Genomic DNA, 18,768 nt, shown 5'->3' on the forward strand with positions numbered 1-18,768 from the left:
GACCCCGAGGGGGACCCATGCCCGCCGAGCCACCGGCCGTCGGCGCGGCGGCGGCACACGTCCGCGCGACCCTGGACGGCGTCTTCACGACCGTGGCGCAGGTGCGCGACGCGACGGAGCGGTGCCTGGAGGACGTCCACCGCGCCGGCCGCACCCCCGCCCGCGCCGACCTCGCCGGGCTGCGCCCGCTGCTGCTCGCGCGGCTCGGCCCGCTGGTCTGCGGCCTCGGCTTCATCGCCGCGCCCCGCCTGCTCGCCGACGCCGCCTGGTACATGGAGTGGTGGCAGACCGGCCCGGCCGGGCGGCCGTCCCAGCTGCTGCGCGACCTGAACCCCGAGAGCAGCGCCCTGTACGACTACACCGCCTGGGAGTGGTTCACGGGGCCCGAGGGCGGCGCCGAGAGGACCGTCTGCGGCCCCTACGTCGACTACCTGTGCAGCGACGAGTACGTCCTCACCCTGTCGGCGCCGGTGCGCGTCGCCGGGGAGTTCGCCGGCGTCGCGGCCGCCGACGTGTTCGCCCGGACGTTCGAGAACGAGGTCGTCCCGGCGCTGCGGGAGATCCCCGCGCCCGCGTTCGTCGTCAACGCCCCCGGCCGCGTCATGGCGTCCAACACCGCGAGCTGGCCCCCGGGCGCCGTCTACCGCGAGGAGCCCGGCCACGCCGCCCGCCGCTGCGGAACCGGCGTCGACCGCATCGCCCTCGTGGTCGGCCCCTAGCCGCGCCCGGCCCCGTCAGTCGGTGTCAGTCGGCGTCGGGGAGGCCGAGGGCGAAGGCCTGCTCCAGGTCGTGCTGGGAGTAGGTGCGGAACGCGATGTGGGTCTCGGTGCCGACTATGCCGGGGACCTTGTTGAGGCGGCCCGGGATCACGTCGTTGAGCTCCTCGTGGCGGCGGACCCGGACCATCACCATGAGGTCGTGGTCGCCGGTGATGGAGTACACCTCGCTGACGCCGTCCAGCGCGGCGATCGTCTCGGCCACCTCGTGGATGCGCGCGACGTCGGCCTTGACGAACACGATCGCAGTGACCACTGCACCCTCCCCGCAGAATCGGACGCTCCGACCCTACCGGGGAAGCCGGGCGCGCGACCGCGAGGGGACGCCCGCGCCGGGCCGGCGCGTACGGGACGGGTCCGTGGTCAGCCGCGGCTGAGCGCGGCCAGGCGGCGGGCCGGACCGGCGCGGCGGGCCAGCAGCGCGAACACCACGCCCGCCACGAAGCCGTAGATGTGCGCGGTGTAGGCAACGTTGCTCTTGGCGTCCCCGAGGGACAGCCATTGCAGGACGAACCAGTAGCCGAGGACCACCCACACCGGCAGCCGGATCACGATGACCGGCGGCACCCAGCTGACGACGCGGCCCCGGGGGTTGAGGATCACGTAGGCGCCCATCACCCCGGCGATCGCGCCGGACGCGCCGATGAGCGGGACGGTGGCGTCGGGCGACGTCCAGGCGAACCCGTAGACGGCGACGAGCCCGAACGCCAGGTAGGCGAGCAGGTAGCGCCACCGGCCGAGCCGGTCCTCCACGCCCATGCCGACGACGAACAGGAAGACCAGGTTGCCCAGCAGGTGCAGGGCGCTGGAGTGCAGGAACATCGAGGTGAACGCCGTCGTCCAGGGCGCCTTGCGGAAGTTCGAGGGACCGCAGTCGTGCACGACCTGCGACGGGAGCGGCTGCTGGTCTCCGGTGGTCAGCTCCTTGGGCACGGCGCCGTACTCGAACGTGAAGTGCGTCGCCTTGCACTCGCGGACCGCGCCCTTGCCGTACCAGGCGGCGAAGTTCGACATCGGGGTGAGCAGGAAGACGACCACGTTGACCGCGATCAGCAGGTACGTCACCCAGGGGATGCGCCGCGCAGGCTGACTGTCGTAGAGAGGCAGTGCCATGCGGGGTCGTCCTCCGGTTGCCGGGTGTACATCGTCACCTTAGTGGCGGCGCGGCCCGCGAGGGGCCGCCTCAGGCCGGGCGTACGACCGGTCGTAGGCCTTGTCGATCCACTCGCGCAGCCCCTCGGCGCCGTGCACCGGACACGTCCACGGGCCGTCGACCTCGACCAGGCGGACGCCGGGCAGGTCGAGCCAGCGCAGGACGCACTCCATCTCCTCGGCGGTCGCGCCCTGCGAGGGGGGCGCGCCGAGGGCGACGCCGCCGGGCGCCTCACCGGAGGGCGGGAACACCGTCTCGGCCGTCGCGATGAGCGCGTCGACGTAGGGGCGGGGCCGGGCGTTCGGCGGGACGGTGCCGGCCGCGGCGAGCCGGCCGTACCGCACGACCGACAGCTCCCAGCCGCCGTCGAAGGCGGGGCGCGCCGCCACGAGCTGGGGCAGCCGGGCCAGCGCGGCGAGCCGCTGCCCGCGCGCGGCGGCCCGCACGAACGCGGCGAGCCGGTCGCGCTGGGCGGCGGCCTCCTCGTAGCGCAGCTCGGCGGCGAGCCGGTCGATGCGCACCTGGGCGGCGGCCACGACGGGCCGCACGTCGCCCTCCATGACGGCGCGGGCCGTCCCGGTGTGCACGGCGTAGGCGTCGGCGGACTCGCGGCCGTCGCAGGGGGCGCCGCAGCGGCCGAGCTCGGCGAGCGCGCACGAGCGCGCCTTGCCGCGCTCGATGAGCCGGAGCGTCAGCCGCTGGGTGCACTGGCGCAGCGGCACGGCCTCGTGCAGCGCGGCGCGCGCCTCCTCCGCCTGCCGCCGCGACGAGATCGGCCCGAGGTAGCGGGCGCCGTCGGCGCGGCACTCCCGCACGATGGACAGCCGCGGGAACGGCTCCACGGTCAGCTTCAGCCAGATCGCCCGCTCGGGGAACTTGGACCGGCGGTTGTAGCGCGGCTTGTGCTCGGCGATCAGCCGCAGCTCGCGGACCTCGGCCTCCAGCCCGGTGGCGCACACGATCGTGCGGACGTTCTCGGCGAGGCCGACCATCTCGCGGACGCGCCACCGCGTCTCCGAGCCGGTGAAGTAGCTGCGCACGCGCGAGCGCAGGTCGCCGCTCTTGCCCACGTAGAGCACCTCGCCGGCGTGGTCCTCGAACAGGTAGACGCCCGGGGTGGACGGGACGTCGTCGGCGAGGTGGCGCTTGCGGCGCTGCTCGGGGGTGGGCGCCTTGGCGAAGCCGCGCATCTCCTCCAGCGAGGTGACGCCGAACGAGCCGAGCCGCTCGATCAGGCCGTGCAGGACCTCGACGGTGGCGCGGGCGTCGGCGAGGGCCCGGTGCGTCGGCTCGTTGGACGTCCGGAAGTAGCGGGCCAGCGTGCCGAGCTTGCAGTTGGGCACCTCGTCGCGGGACAGGACGCGCCGCGCGAGGTCGACGGTGTCGACGACCGGGAAGGCGGGCCACGCGTAGCCGCTCGCGGCGCACGCGGCCTTGAGGAACCCGATGTCGAACGAGGCGTTGTGCGCGACGAGGACGCAGCCCCGCGCGAACTCCAGGAACGCCGGCAGCACCGACTCGATGCGCGGCGCGGCCGTCACCATCGCCGTGGTGATGCCGGTCAGCGCGGTGATGAACGGCGGGACGGGCCCGCCCGGGTCGACCAGCGTGCCGAGCTCGCCGAGCTCCTCTCCCCCGCGCACCTTCACCGCGCCGATCTCGGTGATGGCCGAGTCGGCCGCCGAGCCGCCGGTGGTCTCGAGGTCGACCACCACGAAGGTGACGTCGCGGAGCGGGGTGCCGAGGTCGTCCAGGGTGCCCTGGACGCCGTGCGCCTGGGCCCCGCGGCCCTGGACACCGTGCGCAGCCGTCATGTGCGCGACCGTAGAGGACCCCACCGACAGAACTTCGTGCCGCTAGGGTTGGGGGGTGCCGGGACGTCCCGCCGGTCGGGGGCCGCGGGGACGGGCGGGAGGCATCCCGCCGAGGGTTCGGCGCGATCCGTCCGATCACGCGTTCGCCCTGGTTAGGGCGGGTGCGCTCGGGAACACACAGCCCACCGGCGGCGCAGCCCGGAAGGAGCGGGATCATCGACAGCGGCCCCGAAGCGACCCCCGGCCGCGGGGATCCCGCGGAGAAGCTGGCCCGCCCGCTGCCCGAGGCGGTGCGGCAGGGCGTGGTGGAGGTCGCCGCCGACCTGATCGGGACGCTGCCCGCCGACGAGGTCCCGCCGCCGCTGCGCCGGTTCGCGCGGTTCGAGCGCCGCAAGCGCGCCAAGCTCGCGGGCCAGCACATCGCGGCGGCGCTGGAGAAGGACGAGGAGTTCCGGCGGCGGGTCGCCGTGCCGCTCCGGGAGGCGCAGGCCGACCTGGCGGAGGTGGTCGAGGGCGGAGACGTGCCGCCCGCGGCCGATCCGGTGCGCGTCGCGGTGCTGGCCTACCTGCTGCGCCCGGCGGGCTGGACCGCGCTCGTCGAATCGGCGCGCGAGGAGCTGGCGCGCTCGGCGACCGCGTCCGAGGAGGAGGAGGCCGAGCGCCGCATCGCCGCGCTGAAGGCCGAGCTGGCCGCGACCCGCGACGCCCGCGGCGCCGAGCTGGCCAAGCTGCGCGCCGAGCTGCGCGAGACCAAGGCCGAGGTCGCGGAGCTGCGCCGCAAGCTGCACGACGCGCGCACCCGGTACCGGGCGGCGGAGGAGCGCGCCCTCGCGGTCGCCGCCGACGCCGACCGCGAGCTCGCCGCCGCGCGCGAGTCCACCGCCGCCGCGGACAAGGAGCTGCGCAGGCTGCGCGCCCGCGCCGCGCGGGCGGAGGAGGCGGCGGAGGCCGCCAAGCGGGCCGCGCGGGAGGGGCGCAACGTCGACGACGTCCGGCTGCGGATGCTGCTCGACGCGCTCGTGGACGCCGCGCAGGGCGTCCGCCGGGAGCTGGCCCTGCCCTCCACCATCGGCCGTCCCGCCGACGCGGTCGGCGGGCTGGAGCCGGACCGGCTGGCGCACCGCGCGCTGCCCGGCCGGGCCCTGTCCGACAGCGACCCGCAGCTGCTGGACCGGCTGCTCACGCTCCCGCAGGTGCACCTGGTGGTGGACGGCTACAACGTCACCAAGACCGGGTACGGGGAGCTGCCGCTGGCCGACCAGCGCAGCCGGCTGCTGTCGGGGCTCGGCGGGCTGGCCGCGCAGACGCGCGCCGAGGTGACGTGCGTGTTCGACGGCGCGGAGCTGGAGGCGCCGGTCGCCATCGCGGCGCGGCGCGGGGTGCGGGTGCTGTTCAGCCGCCCGGGGCAGACGGCGGACGAGCTGATCGGCGAGCTCGTGCGGGCGGAGCCGCCGGGCCGGTCGGTGGTCGTGGTGTCGTCCGACCGGGAGGTCGCCGACGCCGCGCGGCGCGCCAGCGCGCGCCCCTGCCCCTCCTCCCTGCTGCTGCGCAGGCTGGGCCGCTCGTAAGGCGGGCCCGCCCATAAGGCGGTCATAAGGCTCTCATAAGGCAAGCCTCGCGGTGCGTGATCATCACGTCACGAAAAGTGGATGATGTCCGCAGATGTCAATCAAAGAGTGATGAATCGGTTGTGACGGCTGTTGCCCCTCGCTAATGTCGTCCGCTGACGTCGTTGGACGAGAGGGGCGAAACCGACCGTGGCCAATGATCACATCGGGGCACCGGCGCAGCGGCCTGCCCGCAGGGCGGGTTCCGCGGGCAGAGGCGTCTCCCGTCGCCTGGCGGCCGTCGCCGGCCTGACCGTGGCGGTCTCCCTGACCTGCTCCCCGGTGGTGGCGCACGCCGAGCCCAAGCCGACCCGGGCGCAGGCCCAGAAGAAGCTCGACAAGCTCAACGAGCAGATGGACCAGAAGGTCGAGCAGTTCAACCAGAACCGCGAGAAGCTCAAGGTCGCCAAGAAGAAGTTCGACTCCGCGACCAAGGCGAGCAAGCAGGAGCAGGCCAGCTTCGAGGAGCAGCGGTCCAAGATCGCTCAGATGGCGGCCACCGCCTACAAGAACGGTGACTCGGCCGACGTCACCGGCTTCGTCGGCAGCAAGGACCCGCAGTCGATCCTCGACCAGGCGGCCGTCTTCTCGCACCTGTCGCACGAGCGCAGCTCCCAGCTCACCCAGTTCCTCGCGACGGCCCAGCGGCTCCGCCGCGAGCAGGCCCAGGCGAAGTCCGCCTACGACGAGGTGAAGTCCAAGCAGGACGAGCTGAAGAAGCAGAAGCAGGAGCTCGACAAGCAGGTCGAGAAGCAGAAGGCGCTCTTGCGCCGGCTCGGCGGCGGCACGTCGTCGCGCCCGGGCGGCGGCACCGGCGGCACCTACAACGGCCCGGCCAGCGGCTCGGCCCGCAAGGCGCTCGACTTCGCCTACGCCCAGCTCGGCAAGCCCTACTCCTATGGCGCCACAGGCCCGAACTCCTACGACTGCTCCGGCCTGACCATGAGGGCCTGGGGCGCCGCGGGGGTCAACGTCACCCGCACCACCAACACCCAGTACGCCGCGACGAAGCGGGTGGCCAGGAGCGACCTGCAGCCGGGCGACCTGGTCTTCTTCAGCAACCTCGGCCACATGGGCATGTACGTGGGCGGCGGCAAGATGATCCACGCCCCGCACACCGGAGACGTCGTCAAGATCAGCGACATCAGCTCCGGCTACTACCTGAACAACTACTACGGCGCCGGGCGCCCCTGACGCACCGCCCTGACACCCCCGCGGCGCGGGTGTGACGGGGCCCTCATCGACAACGGACCGGGCTTGACCTGGTCCGTTGTTGATTTTGGGGGGGTTTGCCTTCTCTTGGGGCTTTGGTACCTTGTCACCACTCACGGCGCCCTCCAGACGCCGTGGACCCGCGGCGCCCCCCAGGCGCCCCGGTCCCACGCGGAGCATCCAGCACCCGCGTGACGGCGGCGCGAGCCACGCGCCGCACCTCCCGGGCGGCACGCCCCACGTGCCGTCCCGCGGCGCCCGTAGGCGCCGCACGGTCTCGACGCAGACCAGGCCTACCCCCGCCCCACCGTGCGCACGCTTGCCGCGTGCATGGCGCCGAGCGTGCTGCCGCAGTGGCCTACACGGGGCGGGCCCCGGACGGCCCCGGAGACGGGGCGCCGTCCGCACACAACATCAGGCGCCGCTCTTTCGCACGCGGGAGACAGGTTCCGCGCAGGGCCCCATATCGCCCCCAGGATCGCAGCGGCAGCGCCGAATCCGCCGAAGAGCGGAACCGGGGACCCATATCCGCCGGAGTCCGGAGAGTCTTTCCGGACGGGCATTCCGGCACCCGGGGTGAATCGGCGCGTCTCTCCCGGGGCACCGGCGAGAGCCGCCGTAGGGCCACTTCCACGCCCGAACCCGTCAGCTAACCCGGTAGGCGTCTGGAAGAGAAGGAGAGAATCCCGCAGCGGTACCTGGGGCGTGGCCGCCACGCGACCACGCCCCGGACCCCCCTTTCGCTCCGCAGGCGCCCCCCGCCGCCGGAGCTCCCCCCAATCCGAACCGGTGTGCCCGCCCCCGGGCACGCCACCGCCGAATCCGCGGACCGCCGTGCCCCGCACGCGCGTCCGACGCGGAACCGGGGACCCACTGTGTCCTTTTCGGGGTGAATCGGCCTGCCTTCGCGGCCGTAGGGCGGCTTCCACGCCCGAACCCGTCAGCTAACCCGGTAGGCGCCATGGAAGCCGAGGAGACCCCCCGTGCCACGCGCGCACCGCAAGAAGGCCCCGGGCAAGCACCGGAAGCCGCACCCCCTTTCCATCACGTGGCGGACGACCGGCGGCGTCGTCGTCGGCGCCGCCGTGCTCGGCACCGCCGCCGCCACGGCGCAGGCGTCGGTCCTGCCGTTCGGCTCCGCCCCGGTGAGGTCCGCCGCCGCGGCCGACCTGGCCCCCGGCCTGGCGGCGCACGGCGACCCGTCCAGGCGCAAGTCCGAGGGCGAGCCCAGGACCCGCGCCTCGAAGACCCCGAAGAAGACCCGGCCCGAGCGGCCGTCGGCCGAGTCGTCCGGCAGGCCCTCCGCCAGGGCGGCCGGCAAGTCGCGGCCCACCGCCGCGCAGGCCATCAGGCTCGCCCGCTCGCAGGTGGGCGTCGAGGAGGACGGCGGCGGCGAGACCAAGTTCCAGGAGTGGTACATGTCCACGTCCCGCGCGCGCGAGACGCTCGCGCGCGACGGCGGCTCCCTCGACGGCTACAGCGACGCGAACTGGTGCGACATGTTCGTCTCCTGGGTCGGCGAGCAGATCGGCTTCGGCGACCAGGTCGGCAGCGACGCCTGGACGGTCGCGCACGCCCGCTGGTTCCAGGAGCACGGGCGCTGGGGCACCGAGCCGAGGCCCGGCGCGATCGTCTTCTACGCGTGGGACGGCGGCAAGTCCTTCGACGACATCCGGCACGTCGGCCTGGTCGTCAAGGAGATCGACGACGGCACGATCGAGGCCGTCGAGGGCAACACCGACAACGCCGTCCGCGTAAAGGAACGTTCCACAGACGACGTCGTCGGCTACGGCTACCCGGACTACCGGTCGTGATGCCGCCCCTGGCCCCGCGTCCTGCATAGGATCGCGCCCATGGAGGAAGGCCCCGGGCAGGACGCCACCGTCACGCGGCGCAGGGTCCTCGCCCTGGGCGCGGGCGGGGCCGCCGCCCTGCTCGCCGGAGGCGCCGGCCTGGTCGGCTCGCGCTCCGGCGGCGGGGCGCCCGGCGCCGGCGGGGCCGGCGCCGCCACCTCGCGGGTCGCCGAGACGTTCAGCCCGGAGACGGCCGCCGCGGTCCTCGCCAACCGCGCGCGCGCCGTCCGCGACGGCGACCGCATGGCGTTCCTCGCCAGCGTGGGCGACGCCCCCGCCGCCTTCCGGGACGCCCAGGCCCTCATGTACGGCAACCTCCGGAAACTCCCCCTGGAGGGCTGGCGGGAGCGCATCGTCAACACCGAGGCCATGGACGGCGGCAACGCCGTCGTCCGGATCGAGGTGCGCTACAGGCTGCGCGGCTTCGACAGGAGCGACGTGGCCCGCACCCGCTACCTCACGCTGGCCCCGCGCGGCGGGACGTGGACGGTCGTCGGGGACGGGACGTCCCGCGGCCTCACCGACGACGTCGACATCTGGGACAGCGGCCCCCTGACGGTGGTCAGGGGGCGCGCCGGACTCGTCATCGGCGACGGCACCGGCCTCGACCGCATCGCGGCGCGGCTGGACGCGGCCGTCCCGGTCGTCACCTCCGTGGTCGGCAAGGGGTGGGCGCAGCGGGTCGTCGCGCTCGTCCCCGCCGACGCCTCCCTCGCCTCCGCGCTCGCCGGCCCCGGGCAGAGCCTCGGCCAGATCGCCGCGCTCGCCACCATCGCCCCCGGGGACGGCCGCGGCGAGGACCGCGTCATCATCTCCCCCGGCACCTTCGGCCGCCTCAACGAGCTCGGCCGCAACGTCGTCCTCACGCACGAGCTGACCCACGTCGCCACCGGCGGCGCCCGCGACCGGCGCACCCCGCTGTGGCTGATCGAGGGCTTCGCGGACTACGTCGGCTACCGGCGCGTCAAGATCAGTACCCGGTCGGCGGCGGGCGAGCTGCGCCGCGAGGTCTCCGCCGGGCGGGCGCCGTCCGCGCTCCCCGCGGCCGACGCGTTCGCCGGCGGATCCCCCCGCCTCTCCCAGGCCTACCAGGAGGCCTGGCTCGCCTGCCGGATGGTCGCCGACCGGTACGGTGAGGCGGCGCTCGTCCGGCTCTACCGGGCCGCCGGGCGCGCCCCGGAGGCCGCGGCGCTGCGCGACGTGCTGGGCCTCACGCGGGAGCGCTTCACCGCACTTTGGCGCGACTACGTGAAAGAGGAGCTCGCATGAGCGAGGCGGAGACGGACGAGGGCAGCGCCGAGGGCACCGCCGGCGGGGCGCCGGGCGGCGCCTCCGGCGGCCCGGCACGGCGGCCCCGGATCGCCGCCGCCGTCACGGCCGCCGTCCTCTTCGCCGGGGTCGCGGCCGTCCTCGCCCTGACCACCCCGTGGAGCCCGCTGCCCGGGCACGTCCCCGGCGGGCGCGTGAGACCCGACCCCGCGCTTGACTTCACCCCCGCCGAGATCGCCCGCTCCAGGGCGTTCGACTCGGCCGTCAACCCGCCCGCCTACTCCGGGCTCGCCGTCGGCCTCGTCCTGGTCCTGGTGCTGGGCTTCACCCCGCTGGGCGCACGGTTCATCGGCTGGGTCACCGCCAAGACACGCCGCAGGTGGCTGCGCATCATCACCGCGACGCTCGCCCTGACCACGCTGCTGCGCGTCGCCGGGCTGCCGTTCGACGTCTGGGGCGAGTCGGTGCTGCGCCGCTACGGGCTCTCCACGCAGAGCTGGCCCGCGTGGCTCGTCGACCAGGTGAAGTCCCTCGCCGTCACGTGGGTCATCTACACGATCGCCCTCCTGCTGCTCTACGCCCTCACCCGCCGCTTCCCGCGCTACTGGTGGACGGGCGCCGCCGCGGGCGGGTTCGTCCTCGTCGTCTTCGTCTCGTTCGTCTACCCGCTCGCCGTCGAGCCGGTGTTCAACAAGTTCCACTCGCTGCCCGCGGGCCGGTTGCGCAGCGACCTGCTGGCGATGGCCCGCCGGGACGGCGTGCCCGTCAACGACGTCCTCGTCGCGGACGCCTCCCGCCGGACGACGTCGCTCAACGCCTACGTGTCCGGGTTCGGCTCCACGCGCCGCATCGTCCTCTACGACACGCTGCTGAAGTCGCCCCCCGCCCAGGTCGAGTCGATCGTCGGGCATGAGCTCGGCCACGCCAAGCGCGACGACGTGCTGTGGGGCACGCTCGTGGGCGCGCTCGGCGTGGCCGGGGCACTCTGCCTGCTGTACCCGCTGATGACATCCCCGCGCCTCCTGCGGCGCGCCGGGCTCGACCCCGGCGCGCCAGGTCCCGGCGAGGCCGGTCCCGGCGGGGCCGGCCCGGACGCGCGCCGCGGCGGCGGGGCGGCCGACCCGAGGTCCATCGCGCTCCTCCTCGCGCTCGTGACGGCCGGGACGACGCTCGCCGCCCCCGTCCAGAACCTCGTGAGCCGCCGTATCGAGGCCCGCGCCGACGTCCACGCGCTGGACCTCACCCGCGACCCGTCGACGTTCGTGTCGATGCAGCACGCGCTGTCCGTGCGCAACGTCTCGGACCTGGCCCCCGACGCGGCGGAGTACCTGCTGTGGCTCACGCACCCCTCGGGCCCCGACCGGATCGCCATGGCCCGCGACTGGGCGCGCCTGCACCGCGTCCGGGTCCCGCCGCCGCAGCGCTAGCCGGCGCTCAGTTGCCCTCGGCCCGCTGCGTGCCGGGGACCTTGGCCCCCCGCTGCGCCGACAGGGTCGCCGCGTCCACGTGCGGGGCCGTCGTGACCGACCGCTTCAGGGCGCTGCCCTTCGTCCAGTCCTGCCACTTGACCTGCCAGTAGCCCCAGCCGTTCTCCGGCTCCAGCTCCCGGCTGCTCCCGGTCACCCTGATCGGGTCGCCCCGCTGGGAGAGGTTGTAGAACCACTTGGCGTTGGACGGGCTGACGTTGATGCAGCCGTGGCTGACGTTCTCGCTGCCCTGGGCGCCGACCGACCACGGCGCGCTGTGGACGTACTCGCCGCTGTCGGAGATCCGCACCGACTTGTAGACGGTCAGGCTGTAGTACCCGGCGCAGCCGGGACCGCAGCCGTCCCACTCCGACGTCATGACGGTCGGGTCCTCCTTGCCCATCGCGAGGTGGACGCCGTTGGTCGTGGTGTACTTGCGGACCCCGCCGCGCCCCATGCTCGTCGGGATCGTACGGGCCTTCTTCCCGTTGATCCTCACGACCATCTTGTGGCTGTCCTCGCCGGCCGTGGACACGTGCGAGTCGCCGATCTTGAAGTCGACGCCGTAGTCCTTCCCGCCGTAGACGCCCTGGCCGGTGCGAACGCCGCTCAGGTGCGCCTTGAACGACACCTTGGTGTGGGCGGGCCAGTACTGCTTCGTCCGGAAGACGACCTCCTGGGCGCCGAACCAGTTCCAGCCGCCCTCGACGGTCCGGTCGGCGGTGACCTCCAGGGCCCGCTCCACGGCCGCCCGGTCCTGCACCGGGCGGGCGAAGTGCACGATGATCGGTATGCCGACGCCGACGGTCTCCCGGTTGAACGGCGCCTCGATCGAGACGTCGTTGGTCTTCTTCACCTCGGCCGTCGTGAAGCCGCTGCGGACCGTACGCGTCCGCCCGTCCCTGCCGAGGGCGGTGGCGTCGACCGTGTAGGCCGTGCCCGGCTTCAGCGTCCACCGGGACCGCCACCGGGTCCGGTCGGCGCTCAGGTCGCCGTCGACCACGCCGTCCTTCGTCGCCACCGTCACGTTCTCGATCGTGCCGTGCCGCGCCTCGACGGCGATGGGGCTGTCCGGCCTGAGCTTGCCGCCGCCCCCGCCCGGGGACACCGCGAGCTTCACCTCGTCCCTACCGTCCGGTGCGACGCCTCCCGAACACGCCGCGGCACCCGCCACCACGCCCGCGCCGACGAGCACGGCGGTGTACCGCCCCCGGCCTCCCGGTCTCGAGCCACTCACCCGCATGTGGACCCCCCGGTCGTTCACCTGGGCGATCGGTCCGCTGCCCAGCCCGGTCGCTGGAGCGGCGCCCAGTATGTGTGAAAGGGCCGGTACCCGCTACAAAGCGGACACCGGCCCCCGATGGGGATCTTTTACTGATCAGTGGGCGAAATGACCCCGATAGTACTCGAACACCATTCCGATCGATGTGAGAACCGCGGCGGCGGCGCCGAGGATGACCAGCCACCAGCCGAACACGACGCCGAGCGCCACGGCCGTGGCCGACAGCCCCACGAACAGCGGCCACCAGCTGTGCGGGCTGAAGAAGCCCAGCTCGCCGGCCGCGTCCGCGATCTCGCCCTCCGGGTCGTCCTCGTACAGCGGCCCGGCGTTGGCGCGCTCGAGGCGCCGGATCGTGAAGTGGACGTAGAACCCGATGAGCCCGGCGAGGCCGACCGCGAGCGCGAGCGCCGTCGTGCCCGTCCAGTCCTTGGACCAGAGCCAGTACACGATGTCGGTGGCGAGGAAGAAGACCGCGCAACCGTAGAACATGAACGCCTGGACGCGCATCGGCTACTCCCCCTTCGCCCCGGCCAGTTCGCCCTTGGCACCCACGTGCGGGTGGTGCAGGTCGAACGCCGGCCGCTCGGAACGGATCTTCGGAATCGAGTTGAAGTTGTGCCGCGGCGGCGGGCAGGACGTCGCCCACTCCAGCGAGTTGGCGTAGCCCCACGGGTCGTCGACGTCGACGCGCTTGCCGCGCTTCCACGTGATGTAGACGTTGTAGAAGAACGGCAGCATCGACGCGCCGAGCACGAACGAGAAGATGCTGGAGATCTCGTTCAGCCCGTGGAACTCGTTCGCGTAGTCGGCGTACCGGCGCGGCATGCCCGCGGCGCCCAGCCAGTGCTGGATGAGGAAGGTGCCGTGGAAGCCGATGAACAGCAGCCAGAAGTGGATCTTGCCCAGGGTGTCGTTCAGCATCTTGCCGGTGAACTTCGGCCACCAGAAGTAGAAGCCCGCGAACATCGCGAACACCACGGTGCCGAACACGACGTAGTGGAAGTGCGCCACCACGAAGTAGGAGTCCGACAGCTGGAAGTCCATCGGCGGCGACGCCAGGATGACGCCGGTGAGACCGCCGAACAGGAAGGTCACGAGGAAGCCCAGCGACCACAGCATCGGCGATTCGAACGTCAGTTGTCCTCGCCAGATGGTCCCGACCCAGTTGAAGAACTTCACCCCCGTGGGCACGGCGATGAGGAACGTCATGAAGGAGAAGAACGGCAGCAGCACCTGGCCGGTGACGAACATGTGGTGCGCCCACACGGTGATGGACAGGCCCGCGATGCTGATGGTCGCGAAGACCAGGCCGATGTAGCCGAACACCGGCTTGCGGCTGAAGACCGGGAGGATCTCCGTCACGATGCCGAAGAAGGGCAACGCGATGATGTAGACCTCCGGGTGCCCGAAGAACCAGAACAGGTGCTGCCAGAGCAGCGCGCCCCCGTGCGCGGCGTCGAAGATGTGCGCGCCGAGCTTGCGGTCGGCCTCGAGCGCCAGCAGCGCCGCGGCCAGCGGCGGGAAGGCGATCAGGACCAGGATCGAGGTCAGCAGGACGTTCCACGTGAAGATCGGCAGCCGGAACATCGTCATCCCCGGCGCCCGCATGCACAGGATCGTGGTGATGAAGTTGACCGCGCCCATGATGGTGCCGAAGCCCGACATCGCGAGGCCCATCACCCACATGTCGCCGCCGACGCCCGGCGAGCGGACCGCGTCCGACAGCGGGGCGTAGGCGAACCAGCCGAAGCTGGCCGCGCCGCCCGGGGTCAGGAAGCCCGCGATGACGATCAGGCTGCCGAACAGGAACAGCCAGTACGCCAGCATGTTCAGCCGGGGGAACGCCACGTCGGGCGCGCCGATCTGCAGCGGCATGATGACGTTGGTGAAGCCCGCGAACAGCGGCGTCGCGAACATCAGCAGCATGATCGTGCCGTGCATGGTGAACAGCTGGTTGAACTGCTCGTTGCTGACGACCTGCAGCCCCGGCTTGAACAGCTCCGTGCGGATGATGAGCGCGAGCACACCGCCGAACAGGAACATGAAGAACGAGGTGATCAGGTAGAGGTAGCCGATCACCTTGTGGTCGGTGGACGACAGCCAGGAGGCGATGATGCGCCCCTTGCTCGTCCGCGGCGCGGCGATCGGCGCGCTCGGTGCGTGACTCGTCGTGGTCACTTGGCACCTCCCGCGGCCAGTGCTTGCTTCGAATCGGCGATGAACTTCTGGTACTGCTCCGGCGTCACGACCCGCAGCTGGAACAGCATCCGGCTGTGGTCGACGCCGCAGAGCTCGGCGCAGCGGCCCTCATAGGTGCCGAGCTTGTTCGCCGTGAACTCGAACTCGTTGGTGTAGCCCGGCATGACGTCCTTCTTGTAGATCAGTGCCGGCACCCAGAACGAGTGGATGACGTCGTTGGCGTGCAGCCGCACCCGCACCGTCTGGCCCGAGGGGATCGTCATCACCGGCTTGGCGGCGGCGGGCCCGTTCGGGGCGACGGGCTGGCCGACGACGGAGGCGACCGTCTTCTCCTTGCCCGCGGCGTCCTTCTCCTTGTAGTCGAACTGCCAGCTCCACTGGAACCCGGTCACGTCGACGACCACCTGAGGATTCTTGGTGGTCTTCTCGACGAAGTTCTCGTCCCTCGCGGTGAAGTAGAACAGGACCGCGATGATGACGAACGGGACCGCCGTGTAGAGGATCTCGATCGGCATGTTGTAGCGGACCTGCGGCGGCAGGTCGTCGGAGCGCTTGCGGTGGAACAGCACCGCCCAGATGATCAGGCCCCAGACCACGGCCCCGACCGCGAACGCCGCGATCCAGGAGCCCTGCCAGAGCTTCAGCATGCGCTCGCCCTGGACGCTGATCGGCTCGGGCAGGCCCAAGCGGCTACCGCTGCACGCGGTGGCGGACAGCGCCAGCAGTCCTAGCGCGCCGGCGCTTTTCAATGCGCGGCGACTGCGCACAGGCGTACGCCGCTCCCTAGAGCGGGTCGGACTCACGGAATGCCTTCCCCACGGATGAAAGCCCGGTCGGCCGGGCGGAGAGATCGGTGTTTACACGTGTGGTGGACACCCTAGCGCGAGGGTCGCGCGAACCCCCGATCGGGTGCCCGGTTAGTGTTCTCACGTGGCACGACCGAGCACTCCGGGCGGCTATTTCGACGCCGCGTCCACCGAGCCGCCGCACCCGGCGGCTCGCGCCGCCCTGCTCGAGGCGCTGGACGCGGCCTGGGCCGATCCCGCCCGGCTGTACGGGACGGCCCGCGGCGCCCGGCTGCTGCTCGACCGCGCCCGCGCGCGTGTCGCCGGCGTCCTGGGGGCCCGTGCCGACGAGGTGTCGTTCACCTCGTCGGGCACCCAGGCGGTGCACCTGGCGGTCCTCGGGGGGCTCCAGGCGCGCCGGCGCGCCGGGCGGCACCTGGTCGCGGGCGCCGTCGAGCACTCCAGCGTCCTGCACGCCGCCGAGCTGCACGAGCGCGACGGCGGCGAGGTGACCCTCGTCGGCGTCGACCGCACCGGGCGCGTCGACGCCGCCGAGTTCGCAGCGGCGCTGCGCCCCGACACCGCGCTGGCCTGCCTCCAGTCGGCCAACCACGAGGTCGGCACCCTCCAGCCCGTCGCCGAGGTCGCGGAGGCCTGCCGCGCCGCGGGCGTGCCGCTGTTCGTCGACGCGGCGCAGTCCATCGGCCGGGCCGACGTCCCCGGCGGGTGGTCGTACCTGGCGGGCAGCGCCCACAAGTGGGGCGGTCCCGCCGGCGTCGGCGTGCTGGCCGTCCGCAAGGGCGCCCGGTGGCGCTCGCCGCTGCCGGACGACGAGCGCGAGGGGCGGCGCGTCCCCGGGTTCGAGAACGTCCCCGCCATCGCGGCGGCCGCGGCCGCGCTGGTGGCCTACCGCGCCGACATGGCGGCGGACGCGCCGCGCATCTCCGCTCTGGTGGACCGCATCCGGACGGAGGTACCGCGGAGCGTCCCCGACGTCGAGGTGGTCGGCGACCCGGTCCGGCGGCTCCCCCACCTGGTCACGTTCTCGTGCCTTTATGTGGAGGGCGAGGCGCTGCTGACCGAACTGGACCGGCTGGGTTTCGCGGTTTCCTCCGGCAGCTCCTGCACGGCGGATACGCTGCGTCCGAGCCATGTGCTGGAGGCGATGGGAGTGATTACCCATGGGAACGTGCGGGTATCGCTGCCGCGTGGCGTCGGTTCGGAGGACGTGGACCGGTTCCTCACCGCGCTCCCCGATGCCGTCGCCCGCCTCCGCCGGACGACGATGAACACCCTCGAGACAGGGAGGCGGTCGCGCCCATGAGGTTCCGAGGCCGCGCCAGGACCGGTCCCCCGCCCGGCGACGCGGCGCCGCCCCCCGCGGAGCCGGAGGGCCCGCCGCCCGTGCTCGTCATCGACGCGCTGGGCCGCAAGTGCCCCATCCCGATCATCATGCTGGCCGAGCGGATCAGGGAGGTCCCGGTGGGGCAGATCGTCGCGGTCCTCGCCGACGACGCCGCCGCCCGCACCGACGTCCCCGCCTGGTGCCGGATGAAGTCCCAGGACTTCGTCCGCGAGGAGACGCTCCAGCAGGGCGGCTGGGGCTTCCACATCCGCCGCACGTACTAGGGGTCCGCGAAGCCCAGGGCCGCGGAGGGCCGAGGCGCCGCGGCGGGTCCGGGCGCGCTGGCGCCCGGAGACACGGAAGCCGAGAACACAGAGGGCCGCGCCGGTTCGGCGCGGCCCTCCGTGCATGCCCGGATCGGGCGGGCCTACGGGGTCGGGCAGGCGACGTGCGGCTCGATGTCGGCCGCGGCGTCGGCGCCGTAGACGGCCGCGAAGCGGTCGAGGAACGCCCGGCGGCCGAGCGTGTACTCCTGCGGGCCGGCGGCCTCGAGGGCGTGCGCGGCGATGGCGTTGCCGACCTGGGCGGCGCGTTCGAGCGGCAGGCCCCAGGCGGTCGCGGACAGGAAGCCGGCGCGGAACGCGTCGCCGACGCCGGTCGGGTCGACGACCGAGTCGACCGGGACGCACGGGACGTGCACGCCCTCCTCGCCCTCGCGGTCGATGACGACGCCCTTGGCGCCGAGGGTGGTGACGCGGACGCCGACCCGGGACAGGATCTCCTCCCCCGACCAGCCCGTCTTCTCCTCGGCGAGCGCCTTCTCGTACTCGTTGCTGAACAGGTAGGCGGCGCCGTCGATGAGGCGGCGGACGTCGGCGCCGCCCATCCGGGCGAGCTGCTGGGACGGGTCGGCGGCGAACGGGATGCCGCGGCCGCGGCACTCGTCGGTGTGCCGCAGCATCGCGTCGGGGTCGTTCGGGCTGACGACGACGAGGTCGAGGCCGCCGACGCGGTCGGCCACCGGCTGGAGCTCGATGGAGCGGGCCTCGCTCATCGCGCCGGCGTAGAACGTGGCGATCTGGTTCTGGTCCTGGTCGGTGGTGCACAGGAAGCGCGCCGTGTGGTGGATCTCGGACACGTGCACCGAGGCGGTGTCGACCGTGTGCCGTTCGAGCCAGGAGCGGTAGTCGGCGAAGTCGTCGCCGACGGAGCCGACGAGGATGGACTCCTTGCCGAGGCTGCCCATGCCGAAGCAGATGTTGGCGGCGATGCCGCCGCGGCGGATCTCCAGCTCGTCCACCAGGAAGGACAGCGACACCCGGTCGAGCTGGTCGGGCAGGAGCTGGTCGGTGAACTTCCCGGGGAAGGTCATCAGATGGTCGGTCGCGATGGACCCGGTCACGGCGATGCGCACGGCGTCGCTCTCCTCGTCGTGGTCGTCCGGCTGTTTCACCGGCTGTACGAACCCGTCAGGCTACTCACCATCGCACCACAGATGGCCGCCCTGCGACACTTCGCCGCGTCCACCGCCGGAGGGCAGCATGAAAGGGGCGGCCCGGACCCAGTGGCCCGGGCCGCCCCTCGCGGCCCCTCGGGGGCCGTCACGCTCGGCGCGTGTCAGCGCGCTCGGCGGGCGTCAGTTGAAGGAGTCGCCGCAGGCGCAGGAACCCGACGCGTTCGGGTTGTCGATCGTGAAGCCCTGCTTCTCGATCGTGTCGACGAAGTCGATGGTGGCGCCGGTCAGGTAGGGCGCGCTCATCCGGTCGACGCGCACCGACAGGCCGCCGAAGTCCTGGATCTGGTCCCCGTCCATCTCCCGCTCGTCGAAGAAGAGCTGGTAGATCAGACCGGAGCAGCCGCCCGGCTGCACGGCGACACGCAGCGCAAGGTCGTCGCGGCCCTCCTGCTCGAGCAGGCCCCTGGCCTTCTCGGCGGCGGCGTCGGTGAGGATGACGCCCTGCTGCGTGGTCTCCTGCGTGGTCTCGCCTGAAACCGTCATGTGTTCAG

The 18,768-nt window shown here is 72.9% G+C and carries 17 protein-coding genes and 2 riboswitches; of the genes, 8 read left to right on the forward strand and 9 right to left on the reverse strand.

The annotated features are described in order from the left end of the window. The first annotated feature begins 17 nt into the window (after window positions 1-17). Window positions 18-719 carry a cache domain-containing protein gene (locus tag AB0C21_RS16295; RefSeq protein WP_500204933.1) on the forward strand — a complete coding sequence of 234 codons (702 nt, stop codon included), beginning with the start codon at window positions 18-20 and terminating at the stop codon, window positions 717-719. A 25-nt stretch (window positions 720-744) separates the two neighbouring features. On the opposite strand, the gene AB0C21_RS16300 is transcribed toward AB0C21_RS16295, so the two are convergent. The 3 genes from AB0C21_RS16300 to AB0C21_RS16310 all read right to left on the reverse strand — a co-directional run bounded on the left by AB0C21_RS16300 (window position 745) and on the right by AB0C21_RS16310 (window position 3,743). After that, the gene (locus tag AB0C21_RS16300) at window positions 745-1,032 is read right to left on the reverse strand and encodes an Lrp/AsnC family transcriptional regulator (protein ID WP_141577170.1); all 288 of its coding nucleotides are present in this window, start codon (window positions 1,030-1,032) and stop codon (window positions 745-747) included. Between the two features lie 107 nt (window positions 1,033-1,139). Beyond that, on the reverse strand, window positions 1,140-1,889 hold the full coding sequence (locus AB0C21_RS16305) for a rhomboid family intramembrane serine protease (protein ID WP_500204934.1): 750 nt from the start codon (window positions 1,887-1,889) through the stop codon (window positions 1,140-1,142). 39 nt (window positions 1,890-1,928) lie between these two features. Continuing rightward, window positions 1,929-3,743, reverse strand: a complete 1,815-nt coding sequence (locus AB0C21_RS16310) for a DEDD exonuclease domain-containing protein (RefSeq protein ID WP_500204935.1) — start codon at window positions 3,741-3,743, stop codon at window positions 1,929-1,931. 161 nt (window positions 3,744-3,904) lie between these two features. On the opposite strand from AB0C21_RS16310, the gene AB0C21_RS16315 reads away from it, so the two are divergent. The 5 genes from AB0C21_RS16315 (at window position 3,905) to AB0C21_RS16335 (ending at window position 11,111) form a co-directional block, all read left to right on the forward strand. After that, window positions 3,905-5,311, forward strand: a complete 1,407-nt coding sequence (locus AB0C21_RS16315) for an NYN domain-containing protein (protein WP_500204936.1) — start codon at window positions 3,905-3,907, stop codon at window positions 5,309-5,311. Window positions 5,312-5,500: 189 nt separating this feature from the next. Then, window positions 5,501-6,544 carry a C40 family peptidase gene (locus AB0C21_RS16320; RefSeq protein ID WP_500204937.1) on the forward strand — a complete coding sequence of 348 codons (1,044 nt, stop codon included), beginning with the start codon at window positions 5,501-5,503 and terminating at the stop codon, window positions 6,542-6,544. 498 nt (window positions 6,545-7,042) lie between these two features. Then, window positions 7,043-7,241: riboswitch (cyclic di-AMP (ydaO/yuaA leader) on the forward strand. 125 nt (window positions 7,242-7,366) lie between these two features. Then, window positions 7,367-7,537: riboswitch (cyclic di-AMP (ydaO/yuaA leader) on the forward strand. Between the two features lie 8 nt (window positions 7,538-7,545). Beyond that, entirely contained in the window at window positions 7,546-8,376 is an 831-nt protein-coding gene (locus AB0C21_RS16325) for a CHAP domain-containing protein (RefSeq protein ID WP_500204938.1), read from the forward strand. A gap of 39 nt (window positions 8,377-8,415) precedes the next feature. Further along, window positions 8,416-9,684, forward strand: a complete 1,269-nt coding sequence (locus tag AB0C21_RS16330) for a hypothetical protein (protein WP_500204939.1) — start codon at window positions 8,416-8,418, stop codon at window positions 9,682-9,684. Further along, window positions 9,681-11,111: a M48 family metallopeptidase gene (locus tag AB0C21_RS16335; RefSeq protein WP_500204940.1), complete on the forward strand. Its 1,431-nt coding sequence runs from the start codon at window positions 9,681-9,683 to the stop codon at window positions 11,109-11,111. The genes AB0C21_RS16330 and AB0C21_RS16335 overlap by 4 nt, the downstream gene beginning before the upstream one ends. Window positions 11,112-11,118: 7 nt before the next feature. Here the strand turns inward: AB0C21_RS16335 and AB0C21_RS16340 are convergent, their stop codons facing one another. The 4 genes from AB0C21_RS16340 to ctaC form a co-directional block, all read right to left on the reverse strand. Continuing rightward, complete coding sequence (locus tag AB0C21_RS16340) at window positions 11,119-12,387, reverse strand: L,D-transpeptidase (protein ID WP_500204941.1); 1,269 nt, start codon at window positions 12,385-12,387, stop codon at window positions 11,119-11,121. A gap of 141 nt (window positions 12,388-12,528) precedes the next feature. Then, a complete protein-coding gene (locus AB0C21_RS16345; RefSeq protein WP_500204942.1) occupies window positions 12,529-12,939 on the reverse strand; it encodes a cytochrome c oxidase subunit 4 in 411 nt (136 codons plus the stop codon). 3 nt (window positions 12,940-12,942) lie between these two features. Continuing rightward, window positions 12,943-14,610 carry an aa3-type cytochrome oxidase subunit I gene (gene ctaD / locus AB0C21_RS16350; RefSeq protein ID WP_500204943.1) on the reverse strand — a complete coding sequence of 556 codons (1,668 nt, stop codon included), beginning with the start codon at window positions 14,608-14,610 and terminating at the stop codon, window positions 12,943-12,945. Further along, window positions 14,607-15,398 (reverse strand): aa3-type cytochrome oxidase subunit II, encoded by a 792-nt coding sequence (gene ctaC, locus AB0C21_RS16355; RefSeq protein WP_149257446.1) that lies wholly within the window; start codon window positions 15,396-15,398, stop codon window positions 14,607-14,609. Before ctaC ends, ctaD begins: the two co-directional genes overlap by 4 nt. Window positions 15,399-15,561: 163 nt before the next feature. On the opposite strand from ctaC, the gene AB0C21_RS16360 reads away from it, so the two are divergent. Together AB0C21_RS16360 and AB0C21_RS16365 are read left to right on the forward strand one after the other, a co-directional pair. Further along, a complete protein-coding gene (locus AB0C21_RS16360) occupies window positions 15,562-16,740 on the forward strand; it encodes a cysteine desulfurase family protein (RefSeq protein WP_149257447.1) in 1,179 nt (392 codons plus the stop codon). Further along, a complete protein-coding gene (locus AB0C21_RS16365; protein ID WP_149257448.1) occupies window positions 16,737-17,045 on the forward strand; it encodes a sulfurtransferase TusA family protein in 309 nt (102 codons plus the stop codon). Before AB0C21_RS16360 ends, AB0C21_RS16365 begins: the two co-directional genes overlap by 4 nt. A 143-nt stretch (window positions 17,046-17,188) precedes the next feature. Here the strand turns inward: AB0C21_RS16365 and AB0C21_RS16370 are convergent, their stop codons facing one another. Together AB0C21_RS16370 and AB0C21_RS16375 are read right to left on the reverse strand one after the other, a co-directional pair. Continuing rightward, entirely contained in the window at window positions 17,189-18,175 is a 987-nt protein-coding gene (locus tag AB0C21_RS16370; RefSeq protein ID WP_149258024.1) for a carbohydrate kinase family protein, read from the reverse strand. 222 nt (window positions 18,176-18,397) lie between these two features. Further along, window positions 18,398-18,760, reverse strand: coding sequence for a HesB/IscA family protein (locus AB0C21_RS16375; protein WP_149257449.1), 363 nt, complete (start codon window positions 18,758-18,760; stop codon window positions 18,398-18,400). Window positions 18,761-18,768: the final 8 nt, after the last annotated feature.

This window comes from Spirillospora sp. NPDC049024 (genome assembly GCF_040649235.1).
In the GTDB taxonomy this organism is placed as follows: Bacteria; Actinomycetota; Actinomycetes; order Streptosporangiales; family Streptosporangiaceae; genus Spirillospora.